The organism is Synechococcus sp. A18-25c (genome assembly GCF_014280035.1).
GTDB lineage: Bacteria > Cyanobacteriota > Cyanobacteriia > PCC-6307 > Cyanobiaceae > Synechococcus_C.
The window spans coordinates 2,019,408-2,038,331 of the sequence record NZ_CP047957.1; the positions used below are offsets into that span (position 1 = coordinate 2,019,408).

Sequence of the window (18,924 nt, forward strand, 5' to 3'; positions counted from 1 at the left end):
GCGTTATTCGCTACAGATTAAGGAGAAAGTTCAAGGTTCCAGTGGTCGCACGGTCAACCCGCGACGAAGCAGATCCGATTTGATTTGTTCCACGGTGAGCACGCCATCGTGAAGAAGGGAAGCCAAAAGCGCTGCAGAAGCCTGACCACCCGCAGGACCAGGGTCAAGAGCTTGCGCAATGTGATCCAGACACCCTGCACCGCCAGATGCGATCACAGGCACAGGCACCGCCTGCGCCACCGCACGGGTGAGCGCCAAGTCGTATCCGGCTTGGGTGCCATCCCCATCCATCGACGTGAGCAGAATCTCCCCCGCCCCGAGATCAGCCGCACGGCGCGCCCACTCGACCACATCCAGACCGGTGTTCTCACGCCCACCTTTGACGTAGACATCCCATCCGCCCGCATCGCGGCGACGTGCATCGATCGCCACCACGATGCATTGGCAGCCGAAACGATCCGCGCCTTCCTGCACCAGCTCAGGACGTCGCACCGCTGACGAATTCAGACTGACTTTGTCGGCACCGGCACGGAGCAGCTCCGTGATGCCCTCAACCGATCCGATGCCGCCTCCGACCGTGAAGGGAATCGTGACCTGCTCCGATGTGCGTCGCACCAGGTCCACCAGGGTGGCCCGACCTTCATGGCTGGCGGCGATATCGAGAAACACCAACTCATCCGCACCAGCCTGGCTGTAGCGGCAGGCGAGTTCGACCGGGTCGCCTGCATCGCGAAGGCCGACAAAATTGACGCCCTTCACCACCCGTCCTTCGGCGACATCCAGGCAGGGGATTAGGCGGAGAGCGACCATAGCGTTCGAGATATGGCTGTTAGGGTGCAGCCTCTCTCCAAGCCTCGCAGGCCATGCTGGGAAGTCTGATCAAGCGGTTCACCGGATCGGAGCCTCTGCCGACCCCACAGCTCGACTCCATCGAGGTGGGCAGCAAGGTCCGTGTCACCCGCGTGCGTGACCGGATTCCCCAGGGCATGGTTGACCTGCTGAAGACTGATGCCTTCGGCACCGTGACCGAATTCCGCACAGTTGACGGCAAAGGGATCGGCGTCGTCGTCGAGCTCAGCGACGGCTCCAGCTCCTGGTTTTTCGAAGACGAAATCGTCGCAGCCTGAGGTTCGAATCTGTGAGTGACGCGCGTCAGCTGCTCGGCATGAAGGGTGCCAGCGGCACCACCAATCTTTGGAAGCTGCGCTTGCAGCTGATGAAACCGGTCACCTGGATTCCTCTGATCTGGGGCGTGGTGTGTGGAGCAGCGGCGAGTGGGCATTACGAATGGCGCCTCGACCACGTCTTGGCTGCGGTGGCCTGCATGGTGATGAGTGGTCCCCTGTTGGCCGGCTACACGCAAACCATCAACGACTATTACGACCGCGAGATCGACGCGATCAACGAGCCCTACCGACCAATTCCGTCCGGAGCGATTCCCCTCGGTCAGGTCAAATTGCAGATCTGGGCTCTGCTACTGGCTGGCCTAGCTGTGGCCTGGGGCCTTGATGTTTGGGCACAGCACACCACGCCGGTGCTGTTCTTGCTGGCTCTCGGCGGTTCGTTTGTGAGCTACATCTACTCAGCTCCGCCGCTCAAGCTCAAGCAGAACGGATGGCTGGGTAACTACGCCCTCGGAGCGAGCTACATCGCACTTCCCTGGTGGGCCGGACAAGCGTTGTTCGGTCAACTCACCTGGACGACAGCGATCCTCACGCTTGCTTACAGCTTGGCGGGTCTCGGCATCGCGGTTGTCAATGACTTCAAAAGCGTTGAGGGTGACCGTGAACTGGGCCTGCAGTCGCTTCCTGTTGCATTCGGAATTCAGCGCGCAAGCTGGATCAGCGCTGGAATGATCGACCTTTTTCAGCTGTTGATGGTTGCGGTGCTGATCGCCATCGGTCAGCATTTCGCTGCCGTTCTTCTCGTGCTGCTGATTGTGCCCCAGATCACCTTTCAGGACATCTGGCTGCTGCGTGATCCCGTGGCCTACGACGTGAAATACCAGGCCAGTGCACAACCTTTCCTGGTGCTCGGCATGCTCGTCACCGCATTGGCGGTTGGGCACAGCCCTCTCACACAAGGCATGTGAATCGAACCCGTCTTCACTGGTTGCTGATCGGCGGCTCTGCCGTCGTTATCGGCAGTGGTGTGGCCTTGGCGCAAGCGGCTGTGGTGCGAGCTGTGGATGCCACCTTGCCTGATGCCCGTGCCGTCAGCCGTTTCAGCCGACCCGGCACCATCACGCTGCTCGCCAGCAATGGCGCTGTGATCCAGAAGCTGGGACCGGCGACACGCGAAAAAATCGAACCCGGCCAGATGCCGCTGCTCGTGAAGCAGGCCTTCATCGCAGCGGAGGATCGACGCTTTTATGACCATAACGGTGTTGATCTCTGGGGCATCGGGCGCGCCCTGGTGAGAAATGTCCGTCAGGGTGCCGTGCGTGAGGGCGCTAGCACGATCACCCAGCAGCTGGCCCGCACGGTGTTTCTCAGCCAAGACCGCACTCTCACCCGCAAGCTCAAGGAGGCGGCGCTGGCCTTCAAGCTCGAACGCCAGTTGAGCAAGGAGCAGATCCTCGAGCAATACCTCAACTACGTGTATCTCGGCTCAAGCGCCTACGGCCTGTCCGATGCCGCGTGGGTGTACTTCTCCAAGACCCCCGACCAACTCAACTTGCAGGAGGCCGCCCTGATCGCCGGTTTGCCTCCAGCTCCCTCGGTGTATTCACCCCTGGTCAACCCTGAATTAGCCCTTGAGCGGCGGGGAATCGTGCTCGATCGGATGCAAAAGGCCGGTTTCATCACCAAGGACGAGAGAGATCAAGCCAAAAACAGCCCTCTGGATCTCAAACCGGCAATCCCCAAATACTTCAACAGCGCAGCCCCCTTCTTCACCAGTTGGGTGGCGCAACAGTTACCGCAGCTGCTGACACCCGAACAACTCGAGGTGGGTGGACTGAAAATCCGCACCAGTCTCAACCTCGATTGGCAGAAGAAAGCGCAGGAGGTCGTGCGCCAATACGCCCCGTTCAACACCGAAGGCGCGATCGTGTCGATCGAACCAGGCACCGGTCTGGTGCGGGTGATGGTGGGCGGAAAGAGCTTCAGCAGCAGTCAATTCAACCGTGCCACCCAGGCGCTGCGCTCTCCAGGTTCCACCTTCAAGCTCTTTCCTTATACCGCTGCTATCGCGGCCGGCGTGAAGCCAGATGACACCTTCATGGATGCCCCCCGCTGCTGGTCGGGCTACTGCCCCAAGAATTTCGGCAACAAATACTTCGGCAAGATCTCATTGGCTGAAGCACTCAAGAATTCCTTGAACACAGTGGCGGTTCAGCTCCAAGACAAGGTGGGCTTCGACGCCATCATCGCCACGGCCAATCAGCTGGGAATCGGCAATCAGCGTCCCCTCGGCAAGTACTACCCGATGGCGATCGGGGCCTACGAGCAGACCGTTCTGGACATGACCACCGCCTATGCCGCGGTCGCCAATCGGGGCGTCTACATCAAACCGATGGCACTGGAGGAAATCCGCGGACCAGAAGGCAATGTGCTGTGGAGTCGACGCGTGGATGGAGAGAAAGGCCGTCGAGCCATAGACAGTGACGTTGCGGATGCCATGAATTGGATGCTGCAGCGCGTGGTGACAGGCGGAACAGGTGTTGCAGCACGGCTGGATGACCGCCCCGTGGCTGGCAAAACAGGCACCTCGGAAGGGGCGCGTGACCTCTGGTTCATCGGATCCATTCCGCAGCTCACCACGGCCGTGTGGTTCGGCTACGACAACAATGCTGAGACCAAAAGCACAAGCGGAGAAGCAGCCTGGGCCTGGAAACAATTCATGAATGAGGTGAAGGGCAGCTACGCCATTCAGAACTTCCCACCCAAACCAGTGCTCACCCGCAGCTTCGAAGACCGGCGCCGTCAAGGGAGCCAACGCGTCGCCGATGGCGAGCAGGATGGCGAGGAGACCGACACCGATCCCGATGTGTTCAGCAGCGGCGAGGAGCCGCCCGAGGGCACAACCCCCCCGCGTTATGTGGCTCCAGCTGGCGGGCCTCCGGTGGACGAATTCTTCAGGCCCCTACCGGTGCAGTGATGACTGCAGCGTAAAAGCCATCACCGCCTGAGGGATCCGGCCAGCGTTGCTGCTCGGACTCGAGGCTGAGCTCAGGATGGCGCTGCAACCAACCGTGAATCTGCCGGGTATTTTCATCCGGGTGAATGGTGCAGGTGGCGTAAACAAAACGTCCACCGGGAGCGAGCAAGGGCAACAAGCCATCCAGCAACCCTGCTTGCAAGGGCAGCAACTCCGCCACCGATTCGGCCGTGACACGCCAGCGCGCATCGGGATGACGGGACAGCGTGCCCAATCCAGAACAGGGAGCATCCAGCAGGATGCGCTCGAACATGCCTTCCCATTGCGGGCGCTCCTTGAGGAGCGACGCAGCGTCCGCCGCGAGGGCGTGGATGCTGCTGCAACCAAGGCGAGCCGCATTGGCGGCCACCCGCTGCAGGCGACCAGGAGAGCGATCCACGGCCCAGATTTCACCGTGATCACCCATCAACTCAGCCAGGTGTGTGGCCTTACCACCTGGAGCAGCACAAGCGTCCAGCACCCGCTGCCCGGGCAGTGCAGCCAGAAGTGGTGCCACCCACTGCGCCGCCCGATCCTGAACACACCAGTGCCCCATGTCGTAGCCAGGCCATTGACGCAGATCGCCGGAGGGCTGTAACACCCGCAGTCCATGGGAACAGCCTTCAATCGCCGCCGTAGCGATGCCGTTTGCGGCCAGCGAGGCCGACACCTGCTCAGGAGTGGAACGCAGACGATTGACCCGCAGATCGAGCGGAGGCACTTGATTGCAGGCCCGCGCCACCTGCTGCGCCTGCTCAGGGCCGCACCACTGCAGCAGCTCTCGACTGAACCACCGGGGCAGTGATTGGTCTTGAGCTAGACGATCCGCTGGTGTCTCCGGCACCGGCAGGCCCGCACCAGCCTCATGGGCTCGCAGTGCTGCCCGAAGCAGCCCATTCACCACCGGCGCAAGGCGCGCCAGCTTGGTGGTCTTGGCCAATTCCACGCTGGTGTTCACCGCAGCAGCCGCTGGGATGCGCTCCATCCGCAGCAGCTGATAAAGGCCGATGTGGAGCAACCAACGCAGCCGTGGGGGCTGCTTACGAGCCGGCACTTTGCCGAGCTTGTCAATCCAGGCATCCAGCCACTGACGCCAACGAATGGCGCCGTAGGCCAGTTCGGTGGCCAGACCGCGGTCCGCAACACCAAGCGGACGATGCCGCAAGGCACGCTCGAGCGCCACATCGGCATAGGCCCCAGCGGCCACAGCCTCCAGAACGTCCCAAGCCAAACGCCTGGAGGCGAGGCCGGGAGCATCAGATCGAGACGGCGACTCACTCACGCGTCGGAGACGGCACAACCTCCAGACCTAGCGCCTCGGCAATTTGATCGGGGTCTGGGGCCCACAGACACTGCTTCAGGGGCAAACGGCCGTCCTCATCCACAGGAATTCCTTCGGCCAACAACAAATCACGCTGCATCCAGTCTGATCCTTCCCGGCTCAGACTCATGGAGATGCGCCCTTGGGCATTCACCACACGCTGCCAGGGAATCGAAGAAGGCAAGCTGAGCCGACGCAAGGCCCAGCCCACCTGCCGCGCACAGCCGTAGGCGCCAATCCAGTCAGCCACTTGTCCATAGGTCGCCAATCGACCAGGAGGGATCAGTGCCACAGCTGCCAGCACGCGGCTATCAAAAGTCGACGGCCGAGCGGGGACGTCAGCCGCCATCCACCTGACAACCGATCAGGGCACCGGCTGCACCACCCACGGGGACGCCGATCCACCGGCCATCGCCCCGGGAGAGTGCCGCACCCAGGCCAGCTCCCAGCAAGCCGCCGATCACGCTTCCCTCCAGACAGCTGTTGGTGTCTGCATTGGGAGTCACAAGCAACGTCTGTCGATTTCGACCGTAGCTCTGGTCGTAGTCATCCACCTGCATTGGTTGCACGTTGGCCCAGCGCGGCGTCGCGGTGGCAGGAAGGCCCGCTGTCACTGACAGTGCTGTCGCAAAGCTGGCGAAGACAATCCGTTTCATCAAGGCACCGTTCAACGTCCTCTCCATCTTTCTGAGGGAATCTGCCGCCAGGTGACTGAACCTCAACGCGCTTGCATCCACATGTGACCGATCGGGGATTGCATAGCCTCAAAGGAGAGTCTCGACGGATCCAATCGGCTGATGCCTCTGCTTCCCCGACGCTTTGAGCGGTTGCGCTCCGTGCTCAATCAACGGATGGCCGACCTCACTGTGCTGGTGGAACACGTGGAGAAGCCCCACAACCTTTCTGCGATCTTGCGCAGCTGTGATGCGGTCGGCGTTTTAGAAGCGCACGCCGTCAGCTTTAGTGGTCGCCCGCGCACGTTCAACAGCACCGCCCAGGGAAGCCAGCGCTGGGTGCCGCTGCATGACCATGCCGACATCGGCAGCGCCATCAGCCACCTCAAACAGCGAGGCTTTCGGTTATTCGGGACCAACCTGAGCGTGGATGCCCGCGACTATCGCGACTGCGATTTCACCGGCCCCTGCGCCTTCGTGCTCGGTGCCGAGAAATGGGGTCTGACCGAGGAGGCCACCGCTCTGATGGACCAGGCGGTGTACATCCCGATGCGTGGCATGGTGCAGTCGCTGAACGTCTCCGTGGCCACAGCCACCCTGCTGTTCGAAGCGCTGCGACAACGACAGGTGGCGGGTCTGGCCCCGCAGAACGGAGAAGGCATCCCCGCTGGTGATTACGACACGCTGCTGTTCGAATGGTGTTATCCCGAGGTGGCCATCTGGTGCCGCGAGCAGGGTCGCCCCTACCCCGCGTTGGGGGATGAGGGCGAGATTCTTGAAGAGCTGCCTCGCACCACCAAATTGCGCTGCTAAGCGAAACTGCCCTCAGAAGGGCATCAACACATCCTTGCTGCCCTGGGTGCGCTCCATCACAGGGTGATTGCGTCGGGCTGCCGGAAGGCGGAGCGCAAACACCAAGGCCAGGATTTCCAGGGGCAAGCTGCGGCCGATGAACAGCACCACCAAACCGAGGGCAATCGCAAGCATCTGCTCCAGCAGACCGATCACGTCATCGGGATTGCTGCGGCCCGACATCCAAAGTGTCGACATCAGAAGCAGCAACACAACGGTGGCCCAGAACGGCATGGCCCAACTGATTCCTTTCCTTATTTTGCAGCGTCTCGGCCGGTGCTGCTAACCCAAGCTTCCAGACCCTCACCCAGGAACGACAGACCCAGCACCAAAACGAACATCGCCAAGCCGGGATAGAGGGCTGTCCACCAGATTCCGGTGGGCACGGCTGCCAGCGCCAGGTTGAGGTCACTGCCCCATTCCGGAACCGTTTCAGGCAATCCCAGACCAAGGAAACCAAGGCCTCCCAGCACCAGCACCGCATCGGCGGCATTGAGGGTGAGCAACACCGGAACCGAGGTGATCACATTGCGCAGCAGATAACGGCGCAAGATCCAAACCGGTCCAGCCCCAAGGGTGCGTGCTGCTTCAACGAACAACTCCGCTTTCACCTGGGCGGTCTGGTTGCGCACCACACGGAAGTACTGCGGGATATACACCACACACAGCGCTGCAGCCGCATTGGGGATGCCGCGGCCCAGCAAAAAAGCCAGCACCACCGACAGCAACAGCACCGGCAAGGTGTAAAGGGTGTCCATCAACAGCACCAGAACCCGGTCCACCACGCCGCCGAGATAGCCGCTCACCATCCCCAAGGGCACACCGATCATCAAGGCAAACGCCACCGCCAGCAGCACCACCTGCAGGGCGACGCCACTGCCCTGAAGCGTGCGCACACACACATCACGTCCGAGTCGATCGGTGCCGCACCAGTGCTGGGGCGATGGTGCGGCGTAGATGGGGTTGTCGAGGCCGGCATTGGGATCCGGCAGCCAACCGGCCGACAGCATGAGGGGGGTGATGACAGCCACGAGGACATAGATCGCCACGATCACCAAACCCCAGCGCGCCATGCGGGCCGAGAGGCTGGGACGGACAAGGCCAAGGGGTGACGAGGCGAAGCTCAAGAACGCAGCCAATCTGCTGCGCGCATTCTTGCCCGGCTTGGCATTCTTGATCAGGATTGGGCGATGAAGCAGTCCAGCCGGTGGCGCTCACGTTTGACGGGCTCCATGCTCGGCCAATTGCAGCTTGCGACTTATGCCGCCGTGCTGCTGGGGTTCACGGGTGCCACCACCACCGGGTTGTGGTTGAGCGAACGCAACCAAAAGCGACTGGGGGAGGCCGAATTGCTGGCAGCAGCGAATGCCCTAACGCGCTCGTGGTCATCCGAGGACCTGGGCGATGTCGCCACGATGCAGGCCATGCTCAAGCATCACTCCAGCCGGCGAACCCATCTCTGGCTGGAGCAATCCAACGGCATGTTGATCACGCCGCCTCAGGGAGACACCCCCATCCCCGTGGAACTGTTGCCGGCCGCCATGGCCGCGAACCCACAGCGCCGCAGCGGCCAGGTGGACGTGATCACCGTGAATGGGCGCGAATACCTCACCCTGCTCACGCGGCACGTGACCGACGGGCCCTGGCTCTGGAGCAGCACCGAAATCACCAGTGTGGGCACGGCCCAGAGCGAATATCTGGCCTGGATGATCGTGATCTGGGGCGGATCCTTAGGGGCCTCCTTGCTGCTAGTGAGCGTTTTGGTGAAGCGGATCACGCGCCCCCTTCAGGAGCTCAGCGCTCGCAGTGCAGAGCTGACCGCCGATGCACTCAACCATGCTGGTCTGCCGGTTCCCAAGGGCCCTGCGGAACTCACCCAGCTCACCCTGACCTACAACGCGCTGACGCAACGACTGGCGCAGTCATGGAGCCAGCAACGCCAGTTCGTCAGTGCCGTAAGCCACGAATTGCAAACCCCACTGACCCTGGTGTCGGGCTCCATCAGGCGGGTGATACGCAAGGCGCCGAACCTGGAGCCACCACTGGCCCAACGGCTCCGGGATGCGGAGGACGAGACCCGCGGCATGCAGCAGCTGCTCAACGACCTACTGGATCTCTCCCGCAGTGATTCAGGACGCTTGCAGGTGAAACAGGAGCCGGTGGCCCTGCGGCCTTTGCTGGACACGGTGGTACGCGTCCAGGCCCAGACCCTGGATCGCACGATTCAACTCGAGCTACCGACTCACAACAACGATGCATCCGAGCCGTCGGAACGCGCCTTAGGGGATGAGGCTCGACTGCATCAGGTGCTGCTCAATCTGATTCAGAACGCGCACAAATATTCCCCACCCGAACTGCCCATCCAGTTGCGCCTGCTGAAGCACCACCACGCCGTCATTCTTGAGGTAGAAGACCTCGGCATCGGCATTCCGCACGCGGATCAAGCGCAGATCTTCGATCGCTTCCACCGCGGGTCGAACACGGCTGGCCAGACTGGAAGCGGCATCGGATTGTCCGTGGTGCAACTGCTGGTGAACGCCATGGGTGGCAGCATTTCAGTGGCAAGCGAGCCAGGCATGGGCAGCTGCTTCCGGATCCAACTGCAGGAGGCACCGTGATTCCCTATCTGATCGTGGTGTCGCTGCTGGTGCCAGCGAACCTGTGGGCCGCGATCACACCGCACCTCCACAGTGATCTGAGCATGCGACTGCTGCATGGCATCAGCACTGCCGTGCTGTTGCCACCGCTCTGGAGCCTTTGGCGGCAACGTCAGCGCGTGCAGAAACTACCGGCCGTGTTGCTGGCAAGCTTCGCGGTGGTGCTGGTGGTGGTGAACTGCCAAATCACGGTGAAGGGCATGGGCGTGCAATACGGCTGGGTCGATCATCTCTTCCTGGCCATGGCCTGCGTCGCCGTGCTGGGGTTTTACCTGCTCAGCGAGCCGGACTCGCCGCAGCAGCGGGAGCAGCGCACTCCTTAAGAGCAAGCACGAACACAGCTCCACCGCCCTCCGCATCCTCCACACCCACACTGCCGCCCATCTGCTCGACCAGGGTCTTCACTACCGCCAGGCCGATGCCTGTGCCTGGGATGTCCGCTTTGTTGCGGCCACGCCGGAAGCGCTCAAACACCTGATCCCGCTCATCGCTGGGCACGCCAGGTCCATGATCGCGAACGCTCAGCAATACCACCGACTGCTGGCACCGACAGCCGATCTCAACTGGTGACTCGGGAGGGCTGTATTTGCAGGCGTTTTCCATGAGATTCACCAGACACTGCACCACCCGGTCGCGATCGGCGAGAGCGTGGATCGTGTCGGGATCGAGGTTTTCCGGAAGACAAAGCTTGAAGCGATGTTCGCCGGATCCTTCGCAGAGGGCGATGGCCTGGTGCACGGCATCGCCGATGCACAGCGGCTGCAAATCCATCTGCAGATGGCCCATCTCCGCGCGGGTCAGGGCCAGCAGGTCCGTCACTAGGCGCCCCAGCCGGCGACTTTCCTCTTCAACAATGGCGAGCTGGTGGCGCTGATCGTCGCTGAGATTGTCGGCTCGGCGCAAGAGACGTCGGCTGTAACCGGCAATCAAGGTGATGGGATTGCGCAATTCATGGCTAACCGTGCTGGCGAATTGCTTCTGTCGATCGAACGATTCCGCCAGACGATCCAGCAGGTTGTTGAAGGCCATCGCCAAGGGCTGAAGCTCGTCCGGTTGCTGCTCAGGTTGGAAGCGCTGCTGCTGCAAAGAATTTGAACGCACCGATGCCAGCGATTCGCCGAAGCGCTTGAGCGGATCCAAGCCGCGCCGGATGCCGCCTCGGTTGATCAGGATCGACACCAACGAGGCCAACACCGCTGCCAGCAACAACAACCCGTTGAGTTGCCGTTGAAACGCGACCGCATCGCTCACATCGCGGAGCAGATGAAACCGCCACGGCGTACCGCCCCAGTTGATCTCCTCGCTGCTGAGCATGTAGCTGCGATCGTCATACTCAAACAGCTGAGGAGCCATGCTCTGGACTGATCGCGACTCAGCCTGGAGCAACAACCCTGGGCTCGACGCCAACCGATCGTTGTGACTGGACTGCGGCATCACCAGGCTGGCAGGAAAGCCATCGGGATGCCCCCAAAGCACCAGGTCGAACGAGGAGAAATCGCTGAGGATCCTTCTAAGCGCTTGAGAATCCTGTTGATCCTCACTGCTGCGCAGCAGTCGTTCTGCCCTGCGCATGGTCTGCAGTTGGCGTTGATAGCGCTGCTCTCGGAACAGTTGCAGATTCACCGCCAGCAGCAGGCCATACCCCAACAACAGCGCCATCACCCCGGTGCGCTCCAGTCGGCGTTGGATTGAGCGAGTCGAGGCGGTCGCCGCTGATCGGCGCCAAGGCATGAACCCAAAGGAGCAACGCTCCCTCAGTCCAGCGATCAAGCGCATGGTTGTCCTCCCCCATTCAGGGGATGCGCAGCCCCTATCCATTCCAGCTCAGGCCGCAAGGCGGCGACGCAAAATGCGGCTTCCCCCAGACGCTGCCGGCAGCTCCTGTTGGATCTCCAATTCCAGAACGGGAAGAAACGGGTGCTGGTGCACCTGGAAACCAACGCCGGAGTCTTGGGGAAGTGCATCCAGCAGAACTCGGTTCTGGAAGGCTCCCTGAAGAGTAGGCACGCCCTCGAGGCTGTAACCAGGGCCGCAGCGCATCAGCACCTGACCGCGCCAGATACGGTCGGGAGCCGGTCCAACGGCATAGACGATCACCCGATCGCCACGGGCCTGAGGATCGTGAGCTTGGGTGGCAATGGCGAGCACGGGCCGTCGTCCTGCCATGGGGCAGGGCCACCGCATCGAAAGCGGCGGATCCACCATCCAGCCGTGGGCCAAGGCCAGTTCCGCGCGGATCAGCTCGAGGCTGCGTTGCTGCCGGCTCGTTTCACGCAAGCTTTGCGCCATGGCCTGCCCCAAGCGCAGGTCTGCACCAATGAGCCGGAGCAGCAGGGCAAACAACAGGCTGCCGAGGCTGAGGGCCAACATCAGCTCCAGCAGGGTGAATCCCATGGTCTTGATCGGCCGCACACGCCATCGCATCGGCTCAAGCCTCCTGCGGATCGGGCAGGCAACGCCGACTGCTGAGACGTTGCCCTTGCACTGGCGGGCCTCCTTGGTAGTGGCCGAGCCTGCTCACCCCCAGGGGAAGACTCACCACCAAACAACGGGTGTGATCCAGGCGCCCGTGGCTCAACACCGTGGTGCCGCCATCCAGCAGCAGCCCGTTGGCCGTCACGCGCACAACGGCCGGCAAGTTGGTGTGCAACAGGATCGGTCCCTGGTGGAGGGCCTCCTGCAACGCCACAGACACTCCAGGACAGGACGGCAATCCACCCGGAAGCGCCTCCTGCTCTGGGGCACTCCAAGCATCACGCTTCAATGCAATGCCGCAGGCCATCTGCTCCCGTCGCGCCACTGAGCGGGCCCGCTCCAAACCAAGCAACAGACGACGGGCGGCGGCATCGAGCTGCAACCGATCACGGTCGCTTCCGCTGGTGACCAAGGGAAGCGACGCCGTCACTCCCAGCAAAGCCACCACGCAGAGCAGCTCAATCAACGTGAATCCGGTCTGAGAACGGGTCATGACCGGCACAGTCCAAAAGCAGCAGGGCTGAGCAGCTGACGGCGCCGGATCAGCACGGAACCGTCGTCATCCACCAGCGCGAGCTCCTGCCAGAGGCCGCGCAGCTGGGAATCCTGCGTCCATTGGCGTGTGATCCCCTCGGGCAAGGGCAACGCGGCATCGGCTGCGGCAGCAACGGCGAGCGCATCCCAGTGGCAGGGCGCCACTGCCGTCATGAGCTGCACGTTGTTTGCCGCGTGTTGGGCGAGCCAGCGGTGACTGGCGAGACGCAGCATCTCCAGATCAGCCGCCTTGCGCTCCATCGATGCGGTGTCGTGCACCAACGCCGCCGCTTGGTTCCATACACCGAGTGCAGCTGTGCTGCTGATGCCAACCAGCACGGACGACACCATCACTTCCACCAAGCTCATGACGCCCCCCTGGCTTGCCCACGGCCCAGCAGCTGGGGTTGCGACACAGCCATCACTGCAGGGCCGGCTGGGTCCAACTGCAGTTGAAACCGGGCAGCGCGACCATCGACCAGGCGCAGATCCAGCTGACCGCGGTCATGGTCCGCACGCCAGGCCACCAACTGCCAGCGCTGATCGTTCACCCGTCCGTGACGCAAACGATCGGGGTCGGCATGCATGCAATCACCGCTGGGCTGATGCCATTGGTCGGAGGATTGCAACAGCAGGCAGGCCTGCCAACCACGGGCGCCTGCGACAAAGGCCTGGGCCGCGGACTGGAGCTGATCGAGCGCCTGCAGCCTGCGCAGGCTGGCCTGATGGCGCCAATGGCCTTGCAGGGAGAGCGTGTGAATCGAGGCACTCCCGAGCAGCAACACCGCAGATGCCGTCATTGCCAGTGGCATCACGAAGCCACTGCGTCGTTGCAACGCCAACCGCTCTCTTAATCGAGGAATCACCAACGACACAACCCGAAAACACGACTGGCGGAAGCATTCCCCGCCAACCGCCCATAAGGTGAAAACACCCACGCGCACGCCATGGCTGATGCTGCCGCGAGCCGGCTGCTGATCGTCGATGACGATCCCGAATTGCTGCAGCTGCTGCGCGACGAGCTCAGCGAGAGCGGTTGGGACTGCCAAGTCGCCAACTGCGGCGGTGATGCGCTGTTGCTGCTCCGTCAGGAGCGCTTCGATCTGGTGGTGCTGGACTGGACCCTGCCCGATTTCGATGGCATCGAGATCTGCCGACGCCTGCGCAGCAGCGGCGACACCATCCCCGTGCTGATGCTCACGGCCCACGACGATGTGGATGAGCGGGTGCAGGCTTTGGACCTGGGGGTCGACGACTACCTCACCAAACCGTTCGAGCTGAAGGAATTGCAGGCCCGCGTGCGTGCCCAGCTGCGGCGCAGCAACTACAGCACCAGCGAACCAGCACTAAAGAGCCTCAGCCTGGGGGACCTGCGCATCGATCTGCTCTCACGGGAGGTGCGCCGAGGTGAGAAGCAGCTGAAGCTGTCGCAGCGGGAATTCGATCTGCTGGCCTATCTCGTGCAACACCACGATCAGGTGCAACCCCGGCAGACCATCCTGGACAACGTGTGGGGAGCACCGTTCGTGGGCGATCCCAACACCTTGGATGTCTACATGGGCTATCTGCGCCGGAAGGTGGAAAGTTCTGGCCAGCCAACGCTGCTGCATACCATTCGCGGCGTCGGCTTCATGGCTCGGGTGGAGCCAACCTGAAGCGCAGCTGCAGATCAGCGCCGCCGCCGGGTGCCTCGGCGATCACCAAAGCACCATCCATGGCCCTCATCCATGCCTCCACCAGAGCCAGGCCAATGCCCGTGCCACGGGTTCCCGCTGCAGTGCTGCCGCGCCTGAACCGCTGCAGCACCAACGCCCGCTCGGTTTCAGGAATACCGGGCCCTTGGTCGAGCACATGCATCACGAGCTGATCGCCGTCGTGTTGCGCCTGCAGCTGAATCGCTCCGGAGGCGTAGGCCTGTGCATTACCCACCAACTCCTGCAGGCATTGCTGCAGACGATCGGCATCCGCCCACAACGCAGGCAATGGTGCCGCCGCAGGTTGGGGCAGTTGGAGACGTCCAGCCGACGATGTCGACAACGTTTCGTAAATCTGGAGCAGCTGCGCTTCTGGATCCAGAGCACAGACATGCAACTGAACACGCCCGGCATCAATCAAGGCCAGATCCCGCAACACCCGCAGCAAGCGAGTCATGCGCAGGGCTTCCGCGCTGACCCGGTCGGCAGAGCGCTGGGCAGACTCCGGCAAGGACTGACGCTGCAGGCGCTGGGCATGGCCCGAAATCACCGTGATCGGGGTGCGCAGCTCATGGGCGACACCATCCACAAATGCACGCTCCCGCTTCCAGGCAGCGGCCAACCGTTGCTGCAGGTTGTTGAACGCAATGGCCATCGAGCGCAATTCCTCAGGCTGAGCTGCAGGATCCAGCAGGTGTTCACCGAGGTTGTCGGCCTCCAGGCGCTGCAGCTGCTGATCCAACTGATCGAGGGGAACCACCAGGCCACGACGCAGCACGGGGCGCAACAACAACGACGTGAACAGAATCGATACGCCCGCTGCCGCCACGAGCAGCAGTTGAGTTCTGCGCTCCTGTTCAAGAGACCCAGATACGTTCTGACGCAGCTCCAGCCAGCGCTGTTCACCACTGGGCAACTGCACCGCCCGCCGGCTCACCAGCCATTGCTCTCCAGAGGAAGCAGGCTGAATGCGGGGCGGCTTGTCTACTCCCTGGGCAAGCAGCGACACCTCCAGACCAATCCCTTTCCACGCCTCGGGGACCGGTTGGCCAGCAGAAACCTGTTCAACGAGGGCCTGAATCAAATCGCGATGCTGCAGACGGCGTTGCAGATCCGAGAGCGCACCGTTGAGGCCCAGCAACAGGGTGTAGCCAGCAATCACCGTGAGCACGGCCGTGGACTGAAGCCACCCTCTTAATGACCGCAGCGGCTGGTGAGTCAACGGCTGAGAAGAACCCTAAGAACCTTCTTAGGAAGCTTTAGCCGTTCATTCCTGTACGGACCATGAGAAAGGGAGATGGTGAATCTGTGAGCACCACAGGTGCCAAAACCATTCATCCAATCCACAGACCAGCCATGACCACTCTCAACAGCCGGCTCAAGCTGGCCATGCTCAACCGCAAAAAAGGACGCAATCTGCTCGAAAAAGGCTTCACCCTCGTGGAGCTGATGATCGTGATTGTGATTGTTGGCATTCTGTCTGGAGTTGCACTACCGAATTTCCTAAATCAAGCGAATAAAGCCAAAGCCACAGAATGCACATCCCAGATTGGATCTGTTCTATCAACCTATGGTGCGGATGCTGTGGGAGACAAAGCTGAAGCGAAGACAAGTGCTGACGCAGTCGTCACCGCATTTGTAGCAAGTTCTGACTATTGCAACATCAGCACACCAACAGTAGCCGCCAATGGAGTGTTCAGCATTTCAGCACTAGGAAAAGGAGATCTCGACGGCGAATATTTCGCCGAAGCCTGCGTTAACCCAGCCACCGGAGAAAGACAAGTCATCACATCAACAGAAGCAGCTCCTACCGCCCCAACCTGCGTGTAATCAAAAGCTTAAATCAACAAAAGCGGCCCTTCGGGGCCGCTTTTTTGTCAAGATGACATCATCAACAGACTCGCCTAAGAAATTTCTAGAGATAGTCACACCTAACACTCAGACAAACGGGTCAAAGACAAGCAAGAATGAATAAAGATCAGTAGTGAAAGAACGTCATGCCAAAGAAAACTACGGGAGGATTTACACTCACAGAACTACTCACTGCGGTCAGCATCCTAGGAATCTTAACATCAATTAGTTTGCCAATATTTAGCAACCAAGTCACTAAAACCAGGCAAGGCGAAGCAGAAGCAATGCTAATCCAGCTCCAAATCAGCACGATGGCCTACATCGATGAATTCATGATCCCGCCGACTCACTGGGGAGACCTGAGCCGGATCTCGACAATCCTGACCGAAAGCGGTCCAATTGAAGCAAGCACAAGAGATGCAAAAGCCGGAGGTGCACTTTCAGAAGAAATCACCATACCCAGCGGCAAATACAAGATCAAAGCGACAACCGGAAGCAACTTTGTGTTTGAAGCCATCTCACAGCAGGAATCCCACAAAGACGAGAACTTGTTCAATGTGATTGGCTGCATCAACACAGAAAATGGTGCAGCAGATATGATCCGAGGAAACGAAACAACTGCAGATCAAAGCTTGTTGACATGCAATGCAAGTACCTAAAACCATGAACCATTTAATCAAAAATGGAAGAGTCCAATCAGCGCCAAAACAAGAGCGGGGCGTCGCCCTGCTGCTCTCATTGATGATGGGCACTTTGCTGATTGCTGGAACAAGCGCATTGGTGCTGCGTCAAATCATGGCCAGAAAACTGGGAGCATCGGAGAGCTACCAACAGCTCGCCGAAAATGCTGCCATGACTGGGTTGAACCGGATCATGGGTGAACTCAACAATCCCAACGGCAACGAATACCTCGGATACCTGTATGCACTCCAACATCACAATGGTGCCGATCCTTCAAATCCAGACGATGATCAATGGGGTTGGATGAACCCGGGCAGCGATGCATTCCCGATTTCAGGAGTCTGCACCGAAACGCTAGATGCTGAAGCACAACCACAGAGAATCACCATTGACCCAGACACTCAACAGACGGCATCACCGGAAGTTTCCATCCAACAACCACAACAAATCACAAGCCTACGAGAACAAGACTTGGGCAACATCCAAACCTATTACCGCTTGCGCTCTTACAAAGTGGAGCTATCGAACAACACGAATGTGAACGGCGCAGCAGGTGAATTACAGATTGAAGGAATTGTCAAGCGTTCTGGATCTGACAATACATCTCAGGATGTTGCCAAGTCTCTCTTGCTCAGAACAATCTATGTTCGTTCAGCAGTGGCTGGCGACCAAGACTGGTCAGTGATTGCTGCGAAACATATGTCACTGGGAAACACTGAAATCAACGGTCCAGGACTGGTCACACTCAATCTTGACGAGAACAACCTGAGTACTTTTCAAAACAATGGAGGCTGCGACAGAAGGCTAGAGACTATCAATGCCGCATCCGGCGCTCTCACCATCGATCAAGTATGGCCGAAAAAGAACAACGAGCTGCCCAGCGGAAATACACTCTTTCGAATCAACAGAGAAGAGTTTTCAAATCTACAATCAGTCGATACAATTCCAACTGAGACCAACAATATCAGAATCTGGGCATTCGATGATTCACCAGACATCAGCCAGAATTTCAGCATTGTAAATGAAGACGACGAGGATAATCCAATGATGGGCTCCATCAACGCATCAGCTCTCCCATGCGGAGATGTGGTTTGTACACGGCCGCATGTGATGCCACAAGAATTCAAGAATTATCAATACAGGCCAGAACAACAACTCAACCAATACATCAACAATCAAAATCAAAGCGGCCTACAACCAAGCCAAACCAACTTTGACACCTCTGTACAATCAGTTGGCTCACCATACTCCAAACCGACTGGGATCAACACTTCAGGCGACACTCTTCTCCTCACAGAGAATGACTTGTGCACCAATAGTAGCCAGGAGAAGGAATGCCACGTTTATATCGAACGACTCAATCTCAGCACCAAGAGAGTGCGCTTTGAGGCCAAAAGTAGACCAATCATCCTGCATCTAGAGCCACCTGAAGCCTGCGACCAGGATCAAAGTCGATGCTGGTCGAGCCTGGCCACCTATCAAATCAAAGTCACTGGAACCAGCGAGCTCTGCGCCTACACAGCAAGTTCTTCACAGTGCGCAGAAGAGCAACCCGATCAATTCGTCATCACAGCAGACACTTCTCGGCAAACAAGCACAACCTGTCCAAGCACGCTTGCCCCAAATTCTGCCTATCCCTATTCCAATTACAACACTGTCGTGGCGTTTGAGGGAAAGAGTTTGCCTGCAGCATTAATCAAACTCTCACAAGGAGCAATTTACGCAATTGATAGCAGAAGCGAGAATGAATCAAGCTTCAATGGCTTGTTGTGGGCCAATACAGTCTGTGCTAACAATCTCAACCTCACAACTGATAATAATGGAACGTCATTCGTCAACCAAGCGAATGAAACATGGGGATGGCTGCAAAACAAAGGATTTTCGGGTTACGGCCGAGAAGTTTATCGAGGAATTCGCGGGAGCAAGTTGGACACCTTCATTCGCTGGTGATCACGATTCATTCATTTAGACCATTAACAGGGATTACTCAGACAATACCAATTCACATGATCGATAAATCGCATACAGTTAAATGAAGCACCTCA

General features: G+C 59.7%; 22 protein-coding genes. 10 read left to right on the forward strand and 12 right to left on the reverse strand.

Features of this window, described 5'->3' with window-relative positions; all coding sequences use genetic code 11:
• Nucleotides 1-30: 30 nt before the first annotated feature.
• Nucleotides 31-810 carry an imidazole glycerol phosphate synthase subunit HisF gene (gene hisF / locus SynA1825c_RS11085; RefSeq protein ID WP_186469343.1) on the reverse strand — a complete coding sequence of 260 codons (780 nt, stop codon included), beginning with the start codon at nt 808-810 and terminating at the stop codon, nt 31-33.
• Between the two features lie 53 nt (nt 811-863).
• Here hisF and SynA1825c_RS11090 point away from each other — a divergent pair, with 53 nt between their 5' ends.
• The 3 genes from SynA1825c_RS11090 to SynA1825c_RS11100 are packed head-to-tail and all read left to right on the forward strand — an operon-like array spanning nt 864 to nt 4,101.
• Entirely contained in the window at nt 864-1,127 is a 264-nt protein-coding gene (locus tag SynA1825c_RS11090) for a DUF2862 domain-containing protein (RefSeq protein ID WP_186469344.1), read from the forward strand.
• 11 nt (nt 1,128-1,138) lie between these two features.
• Nucleotides 1,139-2,092 carry a chlorophyll synthase ChlG gene (chlG, locus tag SynA1825c_RS11095; protein ID WP_186469345.1) on the forward strand — a complete coding sequence of 318 codons (954 nt, stop codon included), beginning with the start codon at nt 1,139-1,141 and terminating at the stop codon, nt 2,090-2,092.
• On the forward strand, nt 2,089-4,101 hold the full coding sequence (locus tag SynA1825c_RS11100) for a transglycosylase domain-containing protein (RefSeq protein ID WP_186469346.1): 2,013 nt from the start codon (nt 2,089-2,091) through the stop codon (nt 4,099-4,101). The genes chlG and SynA1825c_RS11100 overlap by 4 nt, the downstream gene beginning before the upstream one ends.
• Here SynA1825c_RS11100 and SynA1825c_RS11105 read toward each other — a convergent pair.
• Genes SynA1825c_RS11105 through SynA1825c_RS11115 form a run of 3 tightly spaced genes read right to left on the reverse strand, consistent with a single transcriptional unit; the run spans nt 4,079 to nt 6,117 of the window.
• Nucleotides 4,079-5,422 carry a 16S rRNA (cytosine(967)-C(5))-methyltransferase gene (locus SynA1825c_RS11105; RefSeq protein ID WP_186469347.1) on the reverse strand — a complete coding sequence of 448 codons (1,344 nt, stop codon included), beginning with the start codon at nt 5,420-5,422 and terminating at the stop codon, nt 4,079-4,081. The genes SynA1825c_RS11100 and SynA1825c_RS11105 overlap by 23 nt on opposite strands.
• Nucleotides 5,415-5,810, reverse strand: coding sequence for an MGMT family protein (locus SynA1825c_RS11110; RefSeq protein WP_186469348.1), 396 nt, complete (start codon nt 5,808-5,810; stop codon nt 5,415-5,417). Before SynA1825c_RS11110 ends, SynA1825c_RS11105 begins: the two co-directional genes overlap by 8 nt.
• Nucleotides 5,800-6,117, reverse strand: a complete 318-nt coding sequence (locus SynA1825c_RS11115; protein WP_370523158.1) for a glycine zipper 2TM domain-containing protein — start codon at nt 6,115-6,117, stop codon at nt 5,800-5,802. Before SynA1825c_RS11115 ends, SynA1825c_RS11110 begins: the two co-directional genes overlap by 11 nt.
• 141 nt (nt 6,118-6,258) lie before the next feature.
• Here SynA1825c_RS11115 and trmH point away from each other — a divergent pair, with 141 nt between their 5' ends.
• Entirely contained in the window at nt 6,259-6,948 is a 690-nt protein-coding gene (gene trmH / locus SynA1825c_RS11120; RefSeq protein WP_186469350.1) for a tRNA (guanosine(18)-2'-O)-methyltransferase TrmH, read from the forward strand.
• 12 nt (nt 6,949-6,960) lie between these two features.
• On the opposite strand, the gene SynA1825c_RS11125 is transcribed toward trmH, so the two are convergent.
• Together SynA1825c_RS11125 and SynA1825c_RS11130 are read right to left on the reverse strand one after the other, a co-directional pair.
• Nucleotides 6,961-7,221 carry a hypothetical protein gene (locus SynA1825c_RS11125; protein WP_186469351.1) on the reverse strand — a complete coding sequence of 87 codons (261 nt, stop codon included), beginning with the start codon at nt 7,219-7,221 and terminating at the stop codon, nt 6,961-6,963.
• 20 nt (nt 7,222-7,241) lie between these two features.
• Complete coding sequence (locus tag SynA1825c_RS11130; RefSeq protein ID WP_255478497.1) at nt 7,242-8,060, reverse strand: ABC transporter permease; 819 nt, start codon at nt 8,058-8,060, stop codon at nt 7,242-7,244.
• 117 nt (nt 8,061-8,177) lie between these two features.
• Here SynA1825c_RS11130 and SynA1825c_RS11135 point away from each other — a divergent pair, with 117 nt between their 5' ends.
• Both SynA1825c_RS11135 and SynA1825c_RS11140 read left to right on the forward strand, forming a co-directional pair.
• Nucleotides 8,178-9,605 carry a HAMP domain-containing sensor histidine kinase gene (locus SynA1825c_RS11135; protein ID WP_186469353.1) on the forward strand — a complete coding sequence of 476 codons (1,428 nt, stop codon included), beginning with the start codon at nt 8,178-8,180 and terminating at the stop codon, nt 9,603-9,605.
• Nucleotides 9,602-9,967 (forward strand): hypothetical protein, encoded by a 366-nt coding sequence (locus SynA1825c_RS11140; protein WP_186469354.1) that lies wholly within the window; start codon nt 9,602-9,604, stop codon nt 9,965-9,967. Before SynA1825c_RS11135 ends, SynA1825c_RS11140 begins: the two co-directional genes overlap by 4 nt.
• On the opposite strand, the gene SynA1825c_RS11145 is transcribed toward SynA1825c_RS11140, so the two are convergent.
• The 5 genes from SynA1825c_RS11145 to SynA1825c_RS11165 are packed head-to-tail and all read right to left on the reverse strand — an operon-like array spanning nt 9,921 to nt 13,591.
• Nucleotides 9,921-11,420: a HAMP domain-containing sensor histidine kinase gene (locus SynA1825c_RS11145; protein WP_255478373.1), complete on the reverse strand. Its 1,500-nt coding sequence runs from the start codon at nt 11,418-11,420 to the stop codon at nt 9,921-9,923. The genes SynA1825c_RS11140 and SynA1825c_RS11145 overlap by 47 nt on opposite strands.
• A gap of 48 nt (nt 11,421-11,468) precedes the next feature.
• Nucleotides 11,469-12,068 carry a prepilin-type N-terminal cleavage/methylation domain-containing protein gene (locus tag SynA1825c_RS11150; RefSeq protein WP_186469355.1) on the reverse strand — a complete coding sequence of 200 codons (600 nt, stop codon included), beginning with the start codon at nt 12,066-12,068 and terminating at the stop codon, nt 11,469-11,471.
• 4 nt (nt 12,069-12,072) lie between these two features.
• Nucleotides 12,073-12,612 (reverse strand): GspH/FimT family protein, encoded by a 540-nt coding sequence (locus SynA1825c_RS11155; RefSeq protein WP_186469356.1) that lies wholly within the window; start codon nt 12,610-12,612, stop codon nt 12,073-12,075.
• Nucleotides 12,609-13,022: a type II secretion system protein gene (locus tag SynA1825c_RS11160; RefSeq protein WP_186469357.1), complete on the reverse strand. Its 414-nt coding sequence runs from the start codon at nt 13,020-13,022 to the stop codon at nt 12,609-12,611. Before SynA1825c_RS11160 ends, SynA1825c_RS11155 begins: the two co-directional genes overlap by 4 nt.
• Nucleotides 13,019-13,591, reverse strand: a complete 573-nt coding sequence (locus tag SynA1825c_RS11165; RefSeq protein WP_255478374.1) for a hypothetical protein — start codon at nt 13,589-13,591, stop codon at nt 13,019-13,021. The genes SynA1825c_RS11160 and SynA1825c_RS11165 overlap by 4 nt, the downstream gene beginning before the upstream one ends.
• Nucleotides 13,592-13,600: 9 nt before the next feature.
• Here SynA1825c_RS11165 and SynA1825c_RS11170 point away from each other — a divergent pair, with 9 nt between their 5' ends.
• The gene (locus tag SynA1825c_RS11170; RefSeq protein ID WP_186469358.1) at nt 13,601-14,308 is read left to right on the forward strand and encodes a response regulator transcription factor; all 708 of its coding nucleotides are present in this window, start codon (nt 13,601-13,603) and stop codon (nt 14,306-14,308) included.
• On the opposite strand, the gene SynA1825c_RS11175 is transcribed toward SynA1825c_RS11170, so the two are convergent.
• Nucleotides 14,283-15,569, reverse strand: coding sequence for a HAMP domain-containing sensor histidine kinase (locus SynA1825c_RS11175; RefSeq protein ID WP_255478375.1), 1,287 nt, complete (start codon nt 15,567-15,569; stop codon nt 14,283-14,285). The two genes, SynA1825c_RS11170 and SynA1825c_RS11175, sit on opposite strands and share 26 nt — an antisense overlap.
• Nucleotides 15,570-15,703: 134 nt before the next feature.
• On the opposite strand from SynA1825c_RS11175, the gene SynA1825c_RS11180 reads away from it, so the two are divergent.
• From SynA1825c_RS11180 to SynA1825c_RS11190, 3 genes are all read left to right on the forward strand, one after another.
• Complete coding sequence (locus SynA1825c_RS11180) at nt 15,704-16,177, forward strand: prepilin-type N-terminal cleavage/methylation domain-containing protein (protein ID WP_255478376.1); 474 nt, start codon at nt 15,704-15,706, stop codon at nt 16,175-16,177.
• Nucleotides 16,178-16,344: 167 nt separating this feature from the next.
• Complete coding sequence (locus SynA1825c_RS11185) at nt 16,345-16,857, forward strand: type IV pilin protein (protein WP_186469359.1); 513 nt, start codon at nt 16,345-16,347, stop codon at nt 16,855-16,857.
• A gap of 4 nt (nt 16,858-16,861) precedes the next feature.
• A complete protein-coding gene (locus SynA1825c_RS11190) occupies nt 16,862-18,829 on the forward strand; it encodes a hypothetical protein (RefSeq protein ID WP_186469360.1) in 1,968 nt (655 codons plus the stop codon).
• Nucleotides 18,830-18,924: the final 95 nt, after the last annotated feature.